The 17,592-nt window shown below is 67.0% G+C and carries 15 protein-coding genes; 8 read left to right on the top strand and 7 right to left on the bottom strand.

Annotation, left to right across the window (positions count from 1 at the left end; all coding sequences use genetic code 11):
* Nucleotides 1-118 precede the first annotated feature (118 nt).
* From bamA to lpxB, 6 genes are all read left to right on the top strand, one after another.
* A complete protein-coding gene (gene bamA / locus RKE40_RS05260; protein WP_390893234.1) occupies nucleotides 119-2,638 on the top strand; it encodes an outer membrane protein assembly factor BamA in 2,520 nt (839 codons plus the stop codon).
* Nucleotides 2,639-2,680: 42 nt separating this feature from the next.
* The gene (gene lpxD / locus RKE40_RS05255; protein ID WP_316017186.1) at nucleotides 2,681-3,745 is read left to right on the top strand and encodes a UDP-3-O-(3-hydroxymyristoyl)glucosamine N-acyltransferase; all 1,065 of its coding nucleotides are present in this window, start codon (nucleotides 2,681-2,683) and stop codon (nucleotides 3,743-3,745) included.
* Nucleotides 3,746-3,835: 90 nt separating this feature from the next.
* Entirely contained in the window at nucleotides 3,836-4,294 is a 459-nt protein-coding gene (gene fabZ / locus RKE40_RS05250; protein ID WP_316017185.1) for a 3-hydroxyacyl-ACP dehydratase FabZ, read from the top strand.
* Between the two features lie 66 nt (nucleotides 4,295-4,360).
* Complete coding sequence (lpxA, locus tag RKE40_RS05245; protein ID WP_316017184.1) at nucleotides 4,361-5,170, top strand: acyl-ACP--UDP-N-acetylglucosamine O-acyltransferase; 810 nt, start codon at nucleotides 4,361-4,363, stop codon at nucleotides 5,168-5,170.
* Nucleotides 5,167-6,036 (top strand): LpxI family protein, encoded by an 870-nt coding sequence (locus tag RKE40_RS05240; RefSeq protein ID WP_316017183.1) that lies wholly within the window; start codon nucleotides 5,167-5,169, stop codon nucleotides 6,034-6,036. The genes lpxA and RKE40_RS05240 overlap by 4 nt, the downstream gene beginning before the upstream one ends.
* A complete protein-coding gene (gene lpxB / locus RKE40_RS05235; RefSeq protein WP_316017182.1) occupies nucleotides 6,033-7,223 on the top strand; it encodes a lipid-A-disaccharide synthase in 1,191 nt (396 codons plus the stop codon). The genes RKE40_RS05240 and lpxB overlap by 4 nt, the downstream gene beginning before the upstream one ends.
* 7 nt (nucleotides 7,224-7,230) lie before the next feature.
* On the opposite strand, the gene RKE40_RS05230 is transcribed toward lpxB, so the two are convergent.
* The 3 genes from RKE40_RS05230 to gltX form a co-directional block, all read right to left on the bottom strand.
* Entirely contained in the window at nucleotides 7,231-8,229 is a 999-nt protein-coding gene (locus RKE40_RS05230; RefSeq protein WP_316017181.1) for a Bug family tripartite tricarboxylate transporter substrate binding protein, read from the bottom strand.
* A 144-nt stretch (nucleotides 8,230-8,373) separates the two neighbouring features.
* The gene (gltA, locus tag RKE40_RS05225) at nucleotides 8,374-9,663 is read right to left on the bottom strand and encodes a citrate synthase (protein ID WP_316017180.1); all 1,290 of its coding nucleotides are present in this window, start codon (nucleotides 9,661-9,663) and stop codon (nucleotides 8,374-8,376) included.
* Between the two features lie 310 nt (nucleotides 9,664-9,973).
* Nucleotides 9,974-11,392: a glutamate--tRNA ligase gene (gene gltX, locus RKE40_RS05220; RefSeq protein WP_316017179.1), complete on the bottom strand. Its 1,419-nt coding sequence runs from the start codon at nucleotides 11,390-11,392 to the stop codon at nucleotides 9,974-9,976.
* A 289-nt stretch (nucleotides 11,393-11,681) separates the two neighbouring features.
* On the opposite strand from gltX, the gene RKE40_RS05215 reads away from it, so the two are divergent.
* Complete coding sequence (locus tag RKE40_RS05215; protein WP_316017178.1) at nucleotides 11,682-13,814, top strand: ComEC/Rec2 family competence protein; 2,133 nt, start codon at nucleotides 11,682-11,684, stop codon at nucleotides 13,812-13,814.
* Here RKE40_RS05215 and lexA read toward each other — a convergent pair.
* Nucleotides 13,808-14,539, bottom strand: coding sequence for a transcriptional repressor LexA (gene lexA, locus RKE40_RS05210; protein ID WP_316017177.1), 732 nt, complete (start codon nucleotides 14,537-14,539; stop codon nucleotides 13,808-13,810). The genes RKE40_RS05215 and lexA overlap by 7 nt on opposite strands.
* Nucleotides 14,540-14,717: 178 nt before the next feature.
* On the opposite strand from lexA, the gene RKE40_RS05205 reads away from it, so the two are divergent.
* Nucleotides 14,718-15,077 carry a hypothetical protein gene (locus RKE40_RS05205; RefSeq protein WP_316017176.1) on the top strand — a complete coding sequence of 120 codons (360 nt, stop codon included), beginning with the start codon at nucleotides 14,718-14,720 and terminating at the stop codon, nucleotides 15,075-15,077.
* A 6-nt stretch (nucleotides 15,078-15,083) separates the two neighbouring features.
* Here the strand turns inward: RKE40_RS05205 and RKE40_RS05200 are convergent, their stop codons facing one another.
* From RKE40_RS05200 to trpC, 3 genes are read right to left on the bottom strand one after another with little or no spacing between them, the layout of a single operon-like run.
* Nucleotides 15,084-16,295: a molybdopterin molybdotransferase MoeA gene (locus RKE40_RS05200; RefSeq protein ID WP_316017175.1), complete on the bottom strand. Its 1,212-nt coding sequence runs from the start codon at nucleotides 16,293-16,295 to the stop codon at nucleotides 15,084-15,086.
* Nucleotides 16,292-16,780 carry a cyclic pyranopterin monophosphate synthase MoaC gene (gene moaC, locus RKE40_RS05195; RefSeq protein ID WP_316017174.1) on the bottom strand — a complete coding sequence of 163 codons (489 nt, stop codon included), beginning with the start codon at nucleotides 16,778-16,780 and terminating at the stop codon, nucleotides 16,292-16,294. The genes RKE40_RS05200 and moaC overlap by 4 nt, the downstream gene beginning before the upstream one ends.
* Nucleotides 16,777-17,589 carry an indole-3-glycerol phosphate synthase TrpC gene (trpC, locus tag RKE40_RS05190; RefSeq protein WP_316017173.1) on the bottom strand — a complete coding sequence of 271 codons (813 nt, stop codon included), beginning with the start codon at nucleotides 17,587-17,589 and terminating at the stop codon, nucleotides 16,777-16,779. Before trpC ends, moaC begins: the two co-directional genes overlap by 4 nt.
* Nucleotides 17,590-17,592: the final 3 nt, after the last annotated feature.

Here is a 17,592-nt window from a genome sequence, read left to right as displayed (position 1 = left end):
TGGTTTGCGTCCCGCGGGAAACTTTGTAGAAGCGTTTGGTCTTCAATGTCGCCGTGCTCCCGCCGCTTGCGGGGGTCCCCTCACGGGGTGGTGACCCAAGAATGGAATAGGCGACCCGATGACGTCGACGCTTCAGAGCCGGTCCTTGAGAATGCGGCTCTCTCGATCAGTCGGACTTTCGGCCTTTATGTTGGCCGTTAGCGGTGGCGTGGTGTTTGCGCAGGCCGTGATTGTCCAAGGAAACAGGCGCGTCGATGCGGAGACGATCCGCTCCTACGTGACCGCGCAGGGTTCCGGGAGCCCGGCGGAGATTCGTCAGAATCTCCTGTCGACCGGACTCTTCTCCAATGTTCAGGTCAGCCGCCGCGGTTCGCAGACCGTTGTCTCCGTCCAGGAGAACGACACGATCAATCGCGTCGCTTTCGAGGGTAACCGTCGCCTCAAGAGCGATGTCCTGCTTGGTCAGGTTCAGTCCAAGGCCAACGGGCCGCTGAGCCAGGCGCTGGTCGATGCCGACGTCGAGCGTCTGAAGGAGGTCTATCGTCGCGCGGGTTACGGCTCCGCGACCATTTCCGGCCGCATTCAGGCGCTGCCGAACGGCCGCTCGGACGTCGTCTTCACCATCGCCGAAAGCGGCAAGACCGGTATCAAGGAGATCAATTTCTCCGGGAACGGTGTCTATTCGTCGTCGCGTCTGCGCAATCTGATGAGCTCGACGGAATCCAACTTCCTCAGCTTCATCAAGACCTCCGACGTCTACGATCCCGATCGGATCGCGGCCGATCTCGAGCTGATCCGGCGCTACTATCTGAAGAACGGCTACGCCGATTTCCGTATCGTCGCGAACGATGCGCGCTTCGACGACGCCAAGGGTGGCTGGATCGTCGACGTCACGGTCGACGAGGGGCCGCAGTATCGCGTCGGCAATGTCTCGGTCGATTCCCGCCTGCGCGATATCGATCCCGGCGCGCTCGAGCGGCTGGTCAGCACCTCGTCCGGCGACACCTACAACGCCGAGGCGGTCGAGCGGTCGCTGGTCAATCTGACCACCGAGGTTTCGCGCCGCGGCTATGCCTTCGCGCAGGTTCGCCCGCGCGGCGAGCGCGATGCGAACGGTCAGATGATCGGCATCACCTACGTCGTCGAGGAAGGTCCGCGCGTCTATGTCGAGCGGATCAACGTCCGCGGCAACACCCGTACGCGTGACTATGTCGTGCGTCGCGAGCTCGATCTCGGCGAAGGCGATGCCTACAACAAGGTCTTCATCGACCGCGCCGAGCGTCGCCTGAACAATCTCGGCTTCTTCAACAAGGTCCGGATCACCAACGAGCCGGGCAGCGCGCCTGATCGCGTCGTCGTCAACATCGACGTCGAGGACAAGGCGACGGGCTCGTTCTCGATCGCCGGCGGCTACTCGACCTCCGATGGTATCATCGGCGAAATCTCGCTCTCGGAATCGAACTTCCTCGGGCGCGGCCAGTTCGTCCGCATCGCCGGCACGATGGGCCAGCGCACCCAGGGCATCGATTTCTCCTTCACCGAGCCTTATTTCCTCGGTCGCCGGATCGCGGCGGGTATCGACCTGTTCTCGAAGTTCAACGACAACTACAATATCGGCCGTTTCGAGAGCCGTGTGACGGGCGGCCAGCTCCGGTTCTCCTTCCCGATCACGGAAGAGTTCTCGATCACGCCGCGCTACTCGATCTATACGACCGAGATCAAAATCCCGAACAACTACAGCCATCCCTATAACGACTGTAGCTACCCGATCCCTGGCGTCACGCCCGTCGGAGCGCAGGCCAACAACTTCTTCAACTGCTTGAGCAATGGCGAAGCTTCGATCGCTGTGAAGGAAGCCCAGGGGACGACCTTGACCTCCCTGGTCGGCCTCAACTTCAATTACAACTCGCTCGACAACTTCCAGAACCCGCGCAACGGCTTCACGGCCGAGCTGAAGCCCGAGTTCGCCGGTCTGGGCGGCGATTCGAAGTTCCTTCGCGTCAGCGCCGATGCGCGCTACTACAAGGAGTTCCTCGACGACTTCGTCGGTATCGCGCGCGTCCAGGGCGGTCACGTCCAGGCGACAAGCGGCGATCTGCGCATGATCGACCACTACTTCCTTGGACCGACACTGGTTCGCGGCTTCGCGCCGTCCGGTATCGGCCCGCGCGACGTGCTCAACGATCCGACGGCGAATGCGCTCGGCGGCACCACCTATTTCGGCGGTTCGCTCGAGGTGCAGTTCCCGATCTTCGGCTTGCCGCGGGACCTTGGCCTGAAGGGCGCGGTCTTCGCCGACGCCGGTACGCTGTTCAACTATGACGGCGGCTCGAAGAGCATCACCAATGGGTCCTTCGCGGGCTGCCCGGCCGGCTCGGAGGCGCGCCAGTTCAACGTGGCGTCGACGTCGATCTACCAGTCCAACGTGGCCTGCGTTCGCGACAAGAACGTGATCCGCTCGTCGATCGGCGTCAGCTTGCTCTGGCAGTCGCCGCTCGGCCCGATCCGCTTCGACTACGCCTACGCGCTGACCAAGGACGACGGTCAGATCGGTACCGATCCGCGTACCGGTATCACCGCCAAGTACGGCGGAGACCGTCTGCAGGCCTTCCGCTTCTCGGGCGGCGCTCGCTTCTGACCCCCAGCAGGGCGCGTCTCGCGCCCTGCGACGGACCATCTCATGGCAGATCCCAGTTTCTTTCCCGTGGCGACCTCGTTGTCCTTCAACGAGGTCGCTTCGCTTTGCGGCCTCACACTGCCTGAGGGCGCCGACCCGGCGCGCCGGGTCGAAGGCGCGGCTCCGCTCGAGACGGCCGGCGCCAATGACGCCGCCTATATGGACAACCCGAAATATGTCGCGGCGCTGGCCGGCACATCGGCCGGGCTCTGCTTCGTCTCGCCGCGTTTTGCCGATCGCGTGCCGGCGGGCACCGTCGCGCTGGTGACTCCGGCGCCTTACCACGCCTTCGCCAAGCTGCTCGCCACCTTCCATCCGCAGGCTTTGCGACCGGCTTCGATGTTCGGCTCGGCCGGCGTTGCTCCGGGCGCCTTCGTCCACGCCACGGCGCGGCTCGAAGCCGATGTCACCGTCGACCCCGGTGCCGTGATCGGACCCGGTGCGGAAATCGGTGCCGGCAGCATCATCGGCCCCCAGGCTGTGATCGGGCCGCAGGTCCGGATCGGCCGGGACTGCAGCATCGGTGCCGGCAGCACTTTGCAAAGCGCGCTGATCGGCAACCGCGTCATCATTCATCCCGGCGTGCGCATCGGCCAGGACGGCTTCGGCTTCGCCATGAGCCCGAAGGGGCACATGAAGGTGCCGCAGGTCGGCCGCGTCATCATTCAGGACGATGTCGAGATCGGCGCCAATAGCTGCATCGACCGCGGGGCCAGCCGCGATACCGTGATCGGCGAGGGCACCAAGATCGATAACCTGGTGCAGATCGGCCATAACTGCGTGATCGGCCGCCATTGCGTGATCGTTTCGCAGGTCGGCATCGCCGGCTCCAGCACGCTGGAGGACTTTGTCGTTCTCGGCGGGCAGGTCGGTTTGGCTGGCCATCTGACCATCGGCATGGGCGCGCAGATTGCGGCACAGAGCGGCGTCGCCGGCGATGTTCCGCGCGGCGCGCGCTATGGCGGGTATCCGGCGCAACCCGCTTTGAGCTGGGCCCGCGAGTCGGCCCTGCTCAAGCAGCTTGTCGCCAAGCGCGGCAAGACGACGGGCGGCGACGAAAGCGCTTGATCTGCGGCCGGCTTCCGGCAATGCAGCTTGCATGGCAGAGAATGAGCGACCGGAGGCGTGGCCGGAAGGCGCTTTGGGAGAAGTGATAAGATGACGGATGCGACGAAATCGCTCGGCGTGGCCGATATCCAGAAGATCATGGCCTGCATTCCGCACCGCTATCCTTTTCTGCTTGTCGACCGCGTGATCGAGATGGATGGCGATGCTTCCGGCGTCGGCATCAAGAACGTCACCGTCAACGAACCTCAGTTCACCGGACATTTCCCGGGCCGACCCGTCTTCCCGGGCGTACTGATGATCGAGGCAATGGCCCAAACGGCGGGCGTGCTCGTTGTGAGCTCGCGCGGCGACGATGAGGCTGCGGTCTCGACCGTGCTCTTCACCACGATAGATAAGGTCAAGTTCCGCAAGCCGGTGATTCCGGGGGACAGCCTGCGCTTTCACCTCACCAAGATCGCGCGCAAGCGCAACATCTGGTTCTACCGCGGCGAGGCCAAGGTCGATGGCGTTCTCGTCGCCGAGGCCGAGCTCTCCGCCATGGTGATGTGAAACGCGGCACAGTCTGACCCCGCGCCGCTGCTTCCGACCAGAATCCAAGTCGACAGGTCCCATTTCATGAGTGCCACGATCCACCCGATGTCGGTCGTCGACCCCGCTGCACGGCTGGGCGAGGGAGTCGTCGTCGGTCCGTTCTGCACGGTCGGTCCGCAGGTCACGCTCGATGACGGGGTCGAGTTGATCAGCCATGTCGCGGTTGCGGGTATCACCAGCATCGGCGCCCGCACGAAGATCTACCCCTTCGCCTCGATTGGGCATCCACCTCAGGATCTGAAGTTCAAGGGTGAGCCTTCGACGCTAACCATCGGTGCCGATTGCGTGATTCGTGAAGGTGTCACGATGAATCCGGGCACCGAGGGCGGCGGCATGAAGACCGTGATCGGCGATCGCGGCCTGTTCCTCGCCAACTCGCATGTCGGTCATGACAGCATCATCGGCAGCAACGTCATCTTCTCGAACAATGTGATGTGCGCCGGGCACGTCACCGTCGGCGATTTCGTCATCGTCAGCGGTGGGACCGGGTTGCACCAGTACATCCGCGTCGGGGATCACGCCTTCATCGGCGGCGGTGCCGGCGTGATGCACGATGTCATTCCGTTCGGCATGGTGCGGGACAACCCGGCTCATCTCGCCGGCCTCAACCTGGTCGGCCTGAAGCGCCGCGGCTTCTCCCGCGAGCAGATTCATGAGCTGCGCCGTGCCTACCGTCTGCTCTTCGCCGATGAAGGCACCTTGTCGGAGCGCGTCGAGGACGTCGCCAGCGAGTTCGCCTCGCATCCGCTGATCCACGAGATCCTCGACTTCATCCGCAGCGGCGGCGAGCGCGCAATCTGCGTGCCGCACGACGTCACCGCGCCGGACCGGTGAACACGGGCCCCGCGGAAGGGCCCGGCAAACGATCCGGGCTGCGTCTCGCCATCCTGGCCGGCGCCGGCGAGTACCCGGCGCATGTCGCACGCAATGCGCGGGCCGCAGGTGCTGAGGTCTATGTCGCGGCGCTGTCGGGCGCGGCGAACATTGCTGATTTTCCCGGCTGCGACGCGCAGGAATATCGCCTAGGCCAGCTCGGCCGCCTGCTCGATGCGCTCAAACGTCGTGAGGTCACCGACATCGTGATGATCGGCGCGCTGCCGCGCCCGAGCTTCGGTGCGCTGGCGCCCGAGCTGTCGACCTTGAAGTACCTGCCGCATTTCGCGCGCGCCTTCCAGGGCGGTGACGATCACCTGCTTCGGGGTGTCGTGAGCTTTTTCGAGGGGCAGGGGTTTCGGGTCGGGAGCCCGGCGGAGATGGCGCCGGAAATCGTCGCGCCGCTCGGGGCTCTCGGACGGACGGTGCCGGCTTCGGTCGCCCGCGACGCCTTGCTGCGCGGCTTCGACCTCTTGGCGGCGCTGTCGCCTTTCGATATCGGCCAAGGCGCCGTGATCGCCGATCATCGCGTGATTGCGGTCGAGGCGGCCGAGGGCACCGATGCCATGCTCGAACGCGTCGCAACTCTGGTTAGGGCAGGGCGCCTCAAGCTCGGCAAGGGCGACGGCGTCCTCGTCAAGGCGCCGAAGCACGGCCAGGATCTGCGCGTCGATATGCCAGCGATCGGACCGGACACCGTCGCGCGTGTTGCCGAGGCAGGGCTCGCCGGAATCGCGGTGCGCGCCGGGGGCGTCCTGGTCGGCGACCGTGCCCGCCTCGCGGCCCAAGCCGATGCCGCCGGCATCTTCATCGAGGGCGTGTCGTGAGCATCCGGCCGTTCCGGCTCTTCATCGTCGCGGGCGAAGCCTCCGGCGACGCGCTCGGTGCCCGCTTCGTGCAGCAGCTCCGCCGTGACCTCGGCAACCGGCCGCTAGACCTTCGCGGCGTCGGTGGCGAAGTCCTGGCGGCCGAAGGGCTGGAGAGCGTCTTCCTGCAGGAAGACATCGCGGTGATGGGATTCGGTCCGGTCGTGGCGCGCCTGCCGCTGCTGCTGCGGCGGATATCTGACGCTGCGAAGGCCGCGGCGGCGTTCGCTCCCGATCTGATGCTGACGATCGACGCTCCGGATTTCGGGCTGCGCGTCGACAAGAAGCTGCGCAGGCTCAAGCCGGCCGTGCCGATCGCGCATTGGGTCTGCCCGAGCGTCTGGGCCTGGCGACAAGGCCGGGCGCGGCGCATGCGCCCGCATGTCGACCGCATCCTGGCGCTGCTGCCGTTCGAGCCGGAAGCTCTGGCGCGCCTCGGCGGACCGGAGACTGTCTATGTCGGGCACCCGTTGATCGAGCGTCTGGATGAGCTGCGCCCCGATGTCGACGAGGCCCGCTTGCGTGCCGATGCGGCGGCTCCCCTCATTCTCGTGCTTCCCGGCAGCCGTGGTTCCGAGATCCGCCATCTCATGCCGGCTTTCGGCGAGACGATCGCTCGTATCGCCCAGGCCTTGCCGCAGGCGCGCTTCGTCCTGCCGGCTGTGCCGCGTCTGGCCGACACGATCAGCCAGGTCGTTGCGGATTGGTCGGTGAAGCCGGAGATCGTCACGGGCGAAGCGGCCAAGCTCGCGGCGTTCCGTCAGGCGCGTGCCGCGCTCGCTGCGTCCGGCACGGTCACCCTCGAGCTCGCTCTGGCGCAGGTCCCGACCGTCGCCGCCTATCGTGGCGCCGGCTGGGAGGCTGCACTGGCGCGCCGCCTGATCAAGCTGCCGACCGTGATCCTGCCCAATCTCATTCTCGGCGAGAATATCGTTCCCGAGTTCATCCAGGACGAGGTGACGCCGGACGCGCTGACGCAGGCGCTGCTCGCAGTGATCCCGGAGGGGGCTGCGCGCACGCGCCAGCTCGATGGTTTCGCCGGAGTCGAGCGCGAGATGCATCGTGCCGGGCCGAGCCCGGCCGCGAATGCCGTCGAAGCGGCGCTCGCGCTGGTGGAAGCGCGAGCCGCCGCCGCGTCCGGACGATAGCGCCGCGCTATTCGACTGCCGCGCCCGAGGCCTTGGCGATCGGCGCCCATTTCGCCAGCTCAGCCTTGACGTGCTCGCCCAGGGCTTCCGGGGTTGAGCCGACGATGACGGCGCTGACATCCTCCAGCCGTTGCTTCACGGTCGGATCGGTCAGCGAGCTGTTCGCCGCGGCATTGATCTTGTCGACGACCGCCTTTGGCATGTTGGCGGGGCCGAAGAGCGCGTTCCAGGTGTAGGTCTCGTAGCCAGCAAGGCCGCCTTCGGCGATCGTCGGCAGATCCGGGAAGGACGAAACCCGCTCCTTGGTGGTCACGCCGATGGCGCGCAATTGCCCGGTGCGGATGAACTGCGCCGAGGAGGGCAGGTTGTCGAACATGATCGGCACCGCGCCGGAGACGACATCGTTCAGCGCGGGCCCGGCGCCGCGATACGGCACATGGTTCATGCTGACGCCGCCGAGCGACTTGAAGAGCTCTCCCGAGAGGTGCAGCGGCGTGCCGACGCCGGAAGAGGCATAGGAGTACTTGCCCGGATTGTCCTTCAGGACCTTCAGGACCTCCTGGACCGTCTTCGCCGGGAAGCTCGGATGCACGACCATGACATTGGGCACAACGGCCAGCAGCGAGATCGGCGTGAAATCCTTGACCGCGTCGAAGGTCACTGTCTTGAGGATAGCCGGGTTGAGGGCATGGGTCGAGATCGTGCCCATCAGCAGCGTGTAGCCGTCCGGCGTCGCGCGCGCGACCGCCGTCGAGCCGATATTGCCGCCGGCGCCGGCGCGATTGTCGATCACCACGGACTGGCCGAGCAGCTCGCCCATCTTCTGCCCGACGAGGCGCGCGACGATGTCAGTCGAGCCGCCGGCTGCGAAGGGAACGATCAGCGTGATCGGCCGGGTCGGAAAATTGGCTTGTGCATAGGCGGGGGCGGCGAGCCCGCCGGCGAGCGGAAGTGCCGAGGCGCCGACGAGGAAGCTGCGGCGGCTCAGATCTGTTGGACGAGGCATTATTCAAATCCTCCTGGACGTTGTAGCTGACTGTAGCGCGTCGAGGCGGCACGTCACGATCAGGCAAAAGTTCAATGCCTGGAAACAATGAGGCCGCGGCGGTTTCCCGTCGCGGCCCCAAAAAGGCTTGGAATGGCGTGCGGCTCAGCGCCGGCCGATCGGCGCGTAGTCGCGCTTCGGCGCGCCGGTGTAGAGTTGGCGCGGACGGCCGATGCGCTGGGACGGATCCTCGATCATCTCCTTCCACTGCGCGATCCAGCCGACCGAACGCGCCAGCGCGAACAGCGCCGTGAACATCGAGGTCGGGAAGCCCATCGCCTTGAGCGTGATGCCCGAATAGAAATCGATGTTCGGATAGAGCTTCTTCTCGATGAAGTAGCTGTCGGAGAGGGCGATGCGCTCCAGCTCCATCGCGACGTCGAGCAGCGGGTCGTCCTTGATGCCGAGCTCGTTCAGCACCTCATGCGTGGTCTTCTGCATGATCTTGGCGCGCGGATCGTAGTTCTTGTAGACGCGGTGGCCGAAGCCCATCAGGCGGAAGGGATCGTTCTTGTCCTTCGCCTTGGCGATGTATTTCGGGATGTTGTCGACCGAGCCGATCTCCTCGAGCATCTTGAGGGCCGCTTCGTTGGCGCCGCCATGGGCGGGCCCCCAGAGGCAGGCGATGCCGGCCGCGATGCAGGCGAAGGGATTGGCGCCCGAGGAGCCGGCGAGGCGGACCGTCGAGGTCGAGGCGTTCTGCTCGTGGTCGGCGTGCAGGATGAAGATGCGGTCGAGGGCCCGCGCGAGCACCGGGTTGACCTTGTACTCCTCGGCCGGGACTGCGAAGCACATGCGCAGGAAGTTGGAGCTGTAGTCCAGCGAGTTCAGCGGATACACGAAGGGCTGGCCGATCGTGTACTTGTAGGCCATCGCCGCCAGCGTCGGCATCTTGGCGATCATCCGCATCGACGCGATCATGCGCTGCTGCGGATCCGAGATGTCGGTCGAGTCATGGTAGAAGGCCGACATGGCGCCGACCGAGGCGACCAGCACTGCCATCGGGTGCGCATCGCGGCGGAAGCCCTGGAAGAAGCGGGCCATCTGCTCGTGCACCATGGTGTGGCGCGTGACGCGATAGTCGAAATCGGCCTTCTGGGCCGCGGTCGGCAGATCGCCATAGAGCAGCAGGTAGCAGGTCTCGAGGAAGTCGCCATGCTCGGCGAGCTGTTCGATCGGGTAGCCGCGATAGAGCAGCACGCCCTCGTCGCCGTCGATATAGGTGATCTGCGACTCGCAGCTCGCCGTCGAGGTGAAGCCGGGATCGTAGGTGAACATCCCGGTCTGGGCGTAGAGCTTGCCGATGTCGATGACCGAAGGTCCGATCGATCCAGCCTTGACCGGCATGTCGACGGTCTTGCCGTCGACACTCAACTGACTCGTGGTTCCGCTCATGGATGCCGATCCTTTCAGGCTCGATCTCAAATCATCTCAGCGGCCGAATGTCGTTCCGACCGATCACTGGTCATCTGGCGCCGTCCGAAGCTCCGCAATGCCGGCTCCATGACGGAATGTGAGGGTGCCGCTGCGGCGAGGAAGCGTTCATCAGACTGATTTTGAAGCGTTTTTGGCAGCGGCCGCTCCGGGGAAGGAGCAGCCGCCACGCCGCGTTGCTAGACCATTTCCGGGAGGGGTTCAACAGAGAGCGACATGGCCTTCGCTGTTACCTCCCGCAGTGCGGCATCGCCGCTCCTGCGCTGCCGGCTCAGGCGACGTCGGAGAGCCGCGCCAGAACCTCCTCGCGCCCGAGCACGGCCATCACGTCGAACAGCCCCGGAGAGGTGGTGCGGCCGGTCAGGGCGGCGCGCAGCGGCTGCGCCACCTGGCCGAGCTTGACGCTGTTTGCCTCGGCGAATTCACGCACGGCGGCTTCGAGCGCCGGGGTTTCCCAATCCGGCAGCGCCGCGAGCTTCGCGGCCAGCTTCGGCATCCGCTCGCGCGCCGCATCGTCGAGCAGCGCAGCCGCCTTGGGCTCGAGGGCCAACGGACGCTGGGCATAGAGATAGAAGGCGCTGTCCAGCAGTTCGACTAAAGTCTTGGCGCGTTCCTTCAGTCCGGGCATGGCGGCGAGGAACCGGCTTTCGAGCGCCGGGTCGAGTTTCGCCGGCACACCGCGGGCCGGCCCGATCTCGGGCAGGATCGCCTTGAGCGCCTCCAGCAGCTCGCGGTCGTCCGACTGGCGCATATAGAGCCCGTTCAGGTTCTCCAGCTTGGCATAGTCGAAGCGCGCCGGAGAGCGCCCGATCGACGAGAGGTTGAACAGCGCCGTCATCTCCTCGGTCGAGAAGATCTCCTGGTCGCCATGGCTCCAGCCGAGGCGCAGCAGATAGTTGCGCAAGGCGGCCGGCAGATAGCCCATGGCCCGGTAGGCATCGACCCCGAGCGCGCCATGGCGCTTGGAGAGCTTGGCCCCGTCAGCGCCGTGAATCAGCGGGATGTGCGACATGCTGGGAACCTTCCAGCCCATCGCCTGATAGATCTGCGTCTGCCGCGCCGCATTGGTGAGGTGATCGTCGCCGCGGATGACATGGGTGACACCCATGTCATGGTCATCGACGACCACGGCGAGCATGTAGGTCGGGTTGCCGTCGGAGCGCAGCAGGACGAGGTCGTCGAGATTCTCGTTCTGCCAGACGACGCGGCCCTGGACCTCGTCCTCGACCACGGTCTCGCCGGTCTGCTCGGCCCGCAGGCGGATCACTGGCTTGACGCCGGCCGGCGCCGTCGCCGGGTCACGGTCGCGCCAGCGCCCGTCATAGCGCATCGGCCGGCCTTCGGCCTTGGCCTTCTCGCGCATCTCGTCGAGTTCCTGCGGCGTCGCATAGCAATAATAGGCATTGCCGGCGGCGAGCATCTGCTCGGCGACCTCGCGGTGACGAGCGGCGCGCTGGAACTGGTAGACGGTCTGGCCGTCCCAATCGAGGCCGAGCCAGGACAGACCGTCGAGGATCGCGGCGATCGCGGCATCGGTGGAGCGCTCGCGATCGGTATCCTCGATGCGCAACAGCATCCTGCCGCCATGGCGGCGTGCATAGAGCCAGTTGAACAGGGCGGTGCGGGCGCCGCCGATATGGAGGAATCCGGTAGGCGACGGCGCAAAGCGCGTGACGACCTCATCGCTCATGAAAGAAGGACTCCGACGGAACGGGCGGATGAAGGGCGAGGGCCGGCTCACGGGCGGTCTCGGCCGGGGCTGACAACCGGCGCGGTCGCTGTAACATGGCTTTGCGGCCGCCGTTAAGCGCTTCCTGCGCCGGCGGCGAAAGGGAGGCCGATTGCTCTCCGTTCCGCCCGGGCGTCGCCGCAAGGCCGTTGCGGCTGTCCTTGCCTTGCAAGGCGGGGCAGGGTGGACGCGCCGTCTGACGCAGAGCCCAGCCTGGAATCCCGCAAGCTGGCGCATGCGCCTAGGTGCCATGCTTGAAACCGAGGTCGAGCGCCGCCGCCTCTTCAACTGGCTGCCCGTGCCGCTCGGGCTCGGCGTCATCCTGTATTTCCTCGCCGATCGTGAGCCGGGCCTGATTGCGCCGCTGCTCGGCTTCGCCTTGTCGGCGCTCGCAGCGTCGCTGCTGCGCCACAAGCGCCTCGCCATGGCGATCTGCCTGGGGTTCGCCGCCGTCTTGGCCGGCTTCGCGGCCGGAGCCTGGCGCACGGCGAGTATCGCGGCACCGGCGCTCGCCCGCCTCCATGTCGGCAAGGTCACAGGTTTCATCGAGGCGCTAGAGCAGCGCGAAAAGGGTGTCCGCCTCGTTCTGCTGGTTACCGACATGCCGGGTGTCGACCCGCAGCAGCGGCCGCGCCGGATACGTGTCAGCACGGCCGCGACGACACTGAAGCCCGGCGATCACATCGTCGCGACCGCGCGGCTCCTGCCGCCGCCCGGGCCGGCGCGTCCCGGCGGCTACGACTTTGCCCGCGACGCCTTCTTCCGCGGCATCGGTGCCGTCGGCAACATCGCCGGCAAGGTCGCGCTGGCACCGGCGCCGGTGCCGCAGTCGCGGCAACTCGCCTGGAGCGTCGCCATCGACCAGGCCCGCAATGCGCTGACCGAGCGCATCGCCACCATCGGCGGCGGGCAGGCGGGAGCGATGGCAGCCGCCCTGGTCACCGGCAAGCGTGGCCTGATCACTGAGCCGACCAATGACGACCTGCGCGCCGCCGGCATCTACCACATCGTCTCGATCTCCGGCCTGCACATGGTCCTGGCGGCCGGCACGATCTTCTGGCTCGCAAGGGCATTGCTGGCGCTGTCGCCAGGCATCGCGCTGTTCTGGCCAGTCAAGAAAATCGCTGCGCTCGCCGCCATGTTCGGCGCTACCGCCTATTGCGTCTTCTCCGGCGCTGAAGTCGCGACCGTGCGCTCGCTGATCATGACGCTGGTGATGCTCGGCGCCATTCTGGTCGACCGGCCGGCCCTCAGCATGCGCAACCTCGCCTTGGCGGCGATCATCGTCCTGCTGCGCGAGCCGGAGGCGCTGCTCGGGCCGAGCTTCCAGATGTCCTTCGGCGCGGTCGCGGCGCTGATCGCCTTCGCCGAACGCTGGCAGGAGCGCCCGCCTGATGCGGCTGCCGCCAGCTGGCCCTGGCCGCTGCGGCCGCTCTGGCTCTCGGCCGTCGGCATCATCGTCACCACCTTGCTGGCGACGGCCGCGACTGCGCCCTTCGGCGTCTACCACTTCCAGACCTTCAACCCGTTCGGCCTGCTCGGCAACGCGCTCGCCCTGCCTTTCGTCTCGCTCATTGTCATGCCGGCCGCGGTCTTCGGCGTGCTGGCTTATCCGTTCGGGCTCGACTGGCCGGGCTGGGCCCTGATGGGCTGGGCCTCCGGTCTCGTCCTGCAGCTCGCCCATTGGGTCGCCGGTATCGAACGCTCGACCATGGTGCTGCCTGCCTTCGATCCCGTGGCGCTCGCCCTGTTCGCGCTGGCGCTGCTCTGGCTGACCTTGTGGACGACGGCCCTGCGCTTCCTCGCGGCGCTGCCGCTCTGCGCCGGCCTGGCGCTCGCCTCGGACCCGACGCGGCCCGACATCCTGATCGAGCGCGACGGTTCCGGCATCCTGGTGCGCGGTGCCGAAGGACGACTCGTCCTGGCAGGCAAGCCGAGTCGCTTCGTGCTGACGCAATGGCTCCATGCCGACGGCGATTCCCGCCCTCCGGATGATGCCACCTTGCGAGAGGGCGCCGCCTGCGACGCGCGCGGCTGCGTGATCCGTCTCAAGGATGGCCGCAATGTCGCCTACACAAAGGACCGCGTCGCCATCGTCGAGGACTGCCAGCGCGCCGACCTCGTCGTCACGCCGCTCCACGTCAATGGCACCTGTACCGCCCGACTGATCGACCGGGCCGCGCTCGCCCGCGATGGCGCGACGGCGCTTGGGTCCATGCGCGGCGGCAGCTGGCGCGCCTACACCGCCGAGGACGCAACGCGCCTGCGACCCTGGACCCGGGCCCGGCCCGCTCCTGCGACCGTGCCTTCTTCATCGGAGCCAGCACGTACGCCCGCAAACGTGCCGACCGAGCAGGCGGAGGACAGCGGGATGCTTCAGTAGCGCCGCATCAGATTGACGAGCCGGCCCTGGATCTTGACCCGGTCCGGGCCGAGCACGCGGGTCTCATAGGCCGGGTTGGCCGCTTCGAGCGCGATCGAGGAGCCGCGCTTGCGGAGGCGCTTCAGCGTCGCTTCCTCGTCGTCAATCAGGGCGACGATGATGTCGCCGGTATTGGCCGTGTCCTGCTTGCGGATGACGACGGTGTCGCCGTCGAGAATGCCGGCCTCGATCATCGAATCGCCGCGGACTTCGAGCGCGTAGTGCTCGCCGCCGCCGAGCATGTCGGCGGGCATGGAGACGCTATGGCTGCGATCCTGGATCGCCGAGATCGGCGTGCCGGCGGCGATGCGGCCCATGACTGGGATGGAGACGGTGGAGCGCCCGTTCTCCTCGGCGCCCGCCGGGCGCGGCTTGGCTAGATTGGCTGCCGGGGCAGGCGGGGTCTGGCCGAGGCCGCCCTGAACGACCGACGGGCTGAAGCGCCCGCGCTGCGCCTGCGGCCCGCCGATCCCGTCCGGCATCTTGATGACTTCGAGCGCGCGGGCGCGGTTCGGCAGCCGGCGAATGAAGCCGCGTTCCTCCAGCGCCATGATCAGCCGGTGGATGCCGGATTTGGAGCGTAGGTCGAGCGCGTCCTTCATCTCGTCGAAGGAGGGCGGTACGCCGGATTCTCGCAGGCGTTCATGGATGAAGCGAAGCAGTTCGAACTGTTTGCGTGTCAGCATGATCTCGCCGCCCCGGCCTTTCGCATCGGAATCGAAACAAAGCACGAACAACATACCCGTTCGCCTTGTGTTCCGCAAGGGACGTCCATCGGCCGTATTGCGCCGCGCGAAACTGGCCCTTCTGCGTGCAAGCGAAGCTTTGTCCAGCGTGGGGTGCCACGGCGAGAGGGAGGGAGCGATGGCGGTCAAGCTGACGAGTCTGAGCGCTATGATGGCCGCGGCTGTGGCCGGTATGGCGAGTGCCGCCGAACTGCCGGTGCGCGGCGAATTCGGCGATCCGACGCAGCAGGGCTGCAGATGGCTGAAGGAGGGGACCGAGGGCGCCTATGTCGGCTTCAACCGCGGCGGCCGCACCGGCGAGGCAGGCGAGGGCGGCTGCCATTTCAGCCGGATAGAGCGCGTATCCGCCAACGAATACCGGATGAGCGGCACCTGCTTCAGCATCGACGGGCCGAAGCGTCGCGCCAGCCGGACCCTCAAGGTCGTCTCGAACGACGAGGTCGTCTATGGCGGCACGCGCTATCTGCGCTGCCGCTGATCGGCCTCAGCGCAACCGGATAATCCGGCACGGATCGCCGGCCTTGGCCGGTTCGGCGAAAACCGGCCGGATCACCAGCGCCTCGGCCCGGGCGAGGTTCGCCAGCATCGAGGAATCCTGCTTGGGAAAGGGCTTCACCCGGCGCTCGCCTGCCTCCGTCACGAAGGTCGAGCGCAGATAGTCCTGGCGCTCGTCATTCGCCGGCAGGTCGACGGCGAGGACCGCCGGCTCGCCGCGGTCGCGCTCCGGCTCGGCCATGCCGAGCAGGGCCTCGATCAGCGGCGTGACGAAGAGGTGTCCGCAGACGATCGAGGAGACCGGGTTGCCGGGGAGGCCAAGCGCGACCATCGGGCCGAGCCTTCCCATCATCATCGGCTTGCCCGGCCGCATCGCGATCTTCCAGAAGCCGAGATCCATGCCCTGGGCCTTGAGTGCGGCCTGGACGAGGTCATGCGCGCCGACGGAGGCGCCGCCGAGCGTGATCAGCACATCGGCATTCGCCGCCTTCGCCGCCTCGATGCGGGCCGCAAGATCGGGATGATTGTCGCGGGCGATGCCGAGATCGAGCGCCGTGCCGCCGGCCTGCTCGACCAGTGCGGCCAGCGCATAGCTGTTCGAGGCGACGATCTGGTCGGGGCCGACCGGCTCGCCCGGCAGGACGAGCTCGTCGCCGGTGGCGAGGATTGCGACCACGGGCTTGCGGCGAACCGGAAGCTCCGGATGCCCCATTGCGGCGGCAAGGCCGAGCGCGGCGCTGTCGAGGCGGCGGCCGGCCGCGAGCAGGATCTCGCCACTGCCGAAATCGAGCCCGGCGGCGCGCACGAACTGACCCCTGCCCGCCGCCTTGGTGACGCGGATCACCGGGCCGTCGACGCCCTCGGCATGCTCCTGGATCAGGATGGCGTCGGTGCCCTCGGGCAGCGGCGCTCCGGTGAAGATGCGGACGGTCTCGCCGGGGGCGACCGCGCCGGAAAAACCGCGGCCGGCGGCGGATTCGCCGATGACCCGCAATTCCTTGCCGGGCTGGAGATCATCGGCACGAGCGGCATAGCCGTCCATCGCCGAATTGGCGAAGGGCGGCTGGGTGCGCAGCGCCGCGACATCGGCCGCCAGCACACGGCCGGCGCAGCGCGCCAAGGGCAGGGTTTCGGCGCCGGTGGTTCCGGGAACGCTGTCGAGCAGCGCGCGCAGCGCGACGGCAACCGGTGTCAGGCTCATCTCTGCCCTTCCGCAACTTCGTAGACGCCGGACTTGCCGCCGGATTTGTGGACGAGCTGGATCGCTTCGATACGCATGCCGCGATCGACCGCCTTGACCATGTCGTAGACCGTCAGGCAGGCGACGCTGACGGCGGTCAGCGCTTCCATCTCGACGCCGGTCTTGCCGGTGAGGCGCACTTCGGCCCGCACCCGCACGCCCGGCAGGGCCTCGTCGATCGCAAGATCGACGGCAATCTTGGTCAGCAGCAGCGGGTGGCAGAGCGGGATCAGCTCATGGGCCCTCTTTGCCGCCATGATCCCGGCGAGGCGGGCAGTGCCGAGCACATCGCCTTTCTTGGCGTCGCCGGCGCGCACGATCGCGAGCGTTTCCGCCTGCATCACGACGCTGCCTTCGGCGACGGCGATCCGGGCGGTTTCCGCCTTGTCGCCGACATCGACCATGTGGGCCTGGCCCTGGCTGTCGAGATGCGAAAGCCGGCTCACGCCGCCGCCTCCGTCGCCTTTCCGGTCAGGAGCTGACGGGTCGCGCCTGCAACATCCTGCTGACGCATCAGGCTTTCGCCGACGAGGAAGGTGTTGACGCCGCAGCCCTGAAGCCGGGTGATGTCGGCATGGCTGAAGATGCCGCTCTCCCCGACGAGATGCCGGTCGGCCGGGACCAGCGGTGCCAGGCGTTCGGTCACGGCGAGGCTGACCTCGAAGCTGCGCAGGTCGCGATTGTTGATGCCGACCAGAAGGGTGTCGAGCTTCAGCGCCCGCTCGAGCTCGGCTTCGTCATGGACCTCCGCCAGCACGGCCATGCCGAGCGCCTTTGCGGTATCGGTCAACTCGTGAGCCGCGGCATCGTCGACCGAGGCCATGATCACGAGGATGCAGTCGGCGCCCCAGCTGCGGGCCTCGAAGACCTGATAGGGCTCGAACATGAAATCCTTGCGCAGGCCCGGCAGACCGGAGGCCTCGCGCGCCTGCGCCAGATATTCCGGCTGGCCCTGGAAGGAGGGGGTGTCGGTCAGCACCGAAAGGCAGGCGGCGCCGCCTTCCGCATAGGCCTTCGCCAAGGCCGGCGGATCGAAATCCGGCCGGATCAGGCCCTTGGACGGGCTCGCCTTCTTGATCTCGGCGATCAGCGCCGGCAGTCCGGCCTTCCGCTTGGCTTCGAGAGCGCCGAGAAAGTCGCGCGGCGGCGGCATGGCGGCGGCGCGGCGCTCGATCTCGGCCTGCGGCACGGCGCTGCGAGCGACGACGATCTCCTCGCGCTTATAGGCCTCTATCCGCTTCAGAATGTCGGACATGGC

Origin of the sequence: Allobosea rubneri (assembly GCF_032464875.1) — a bacterium.
GTDB lineage: Bacteria > Pseudomonadota > Alphaproteobacteria > Rhizobiales > Beijerinckiaceae > Allobosea > Allobosea rubneri.
The sequence above is the reverse complement of the archived record's forward strand: the minus strand, read 5'-3'. Positions and strand labels throughout refer to the sequence as shown.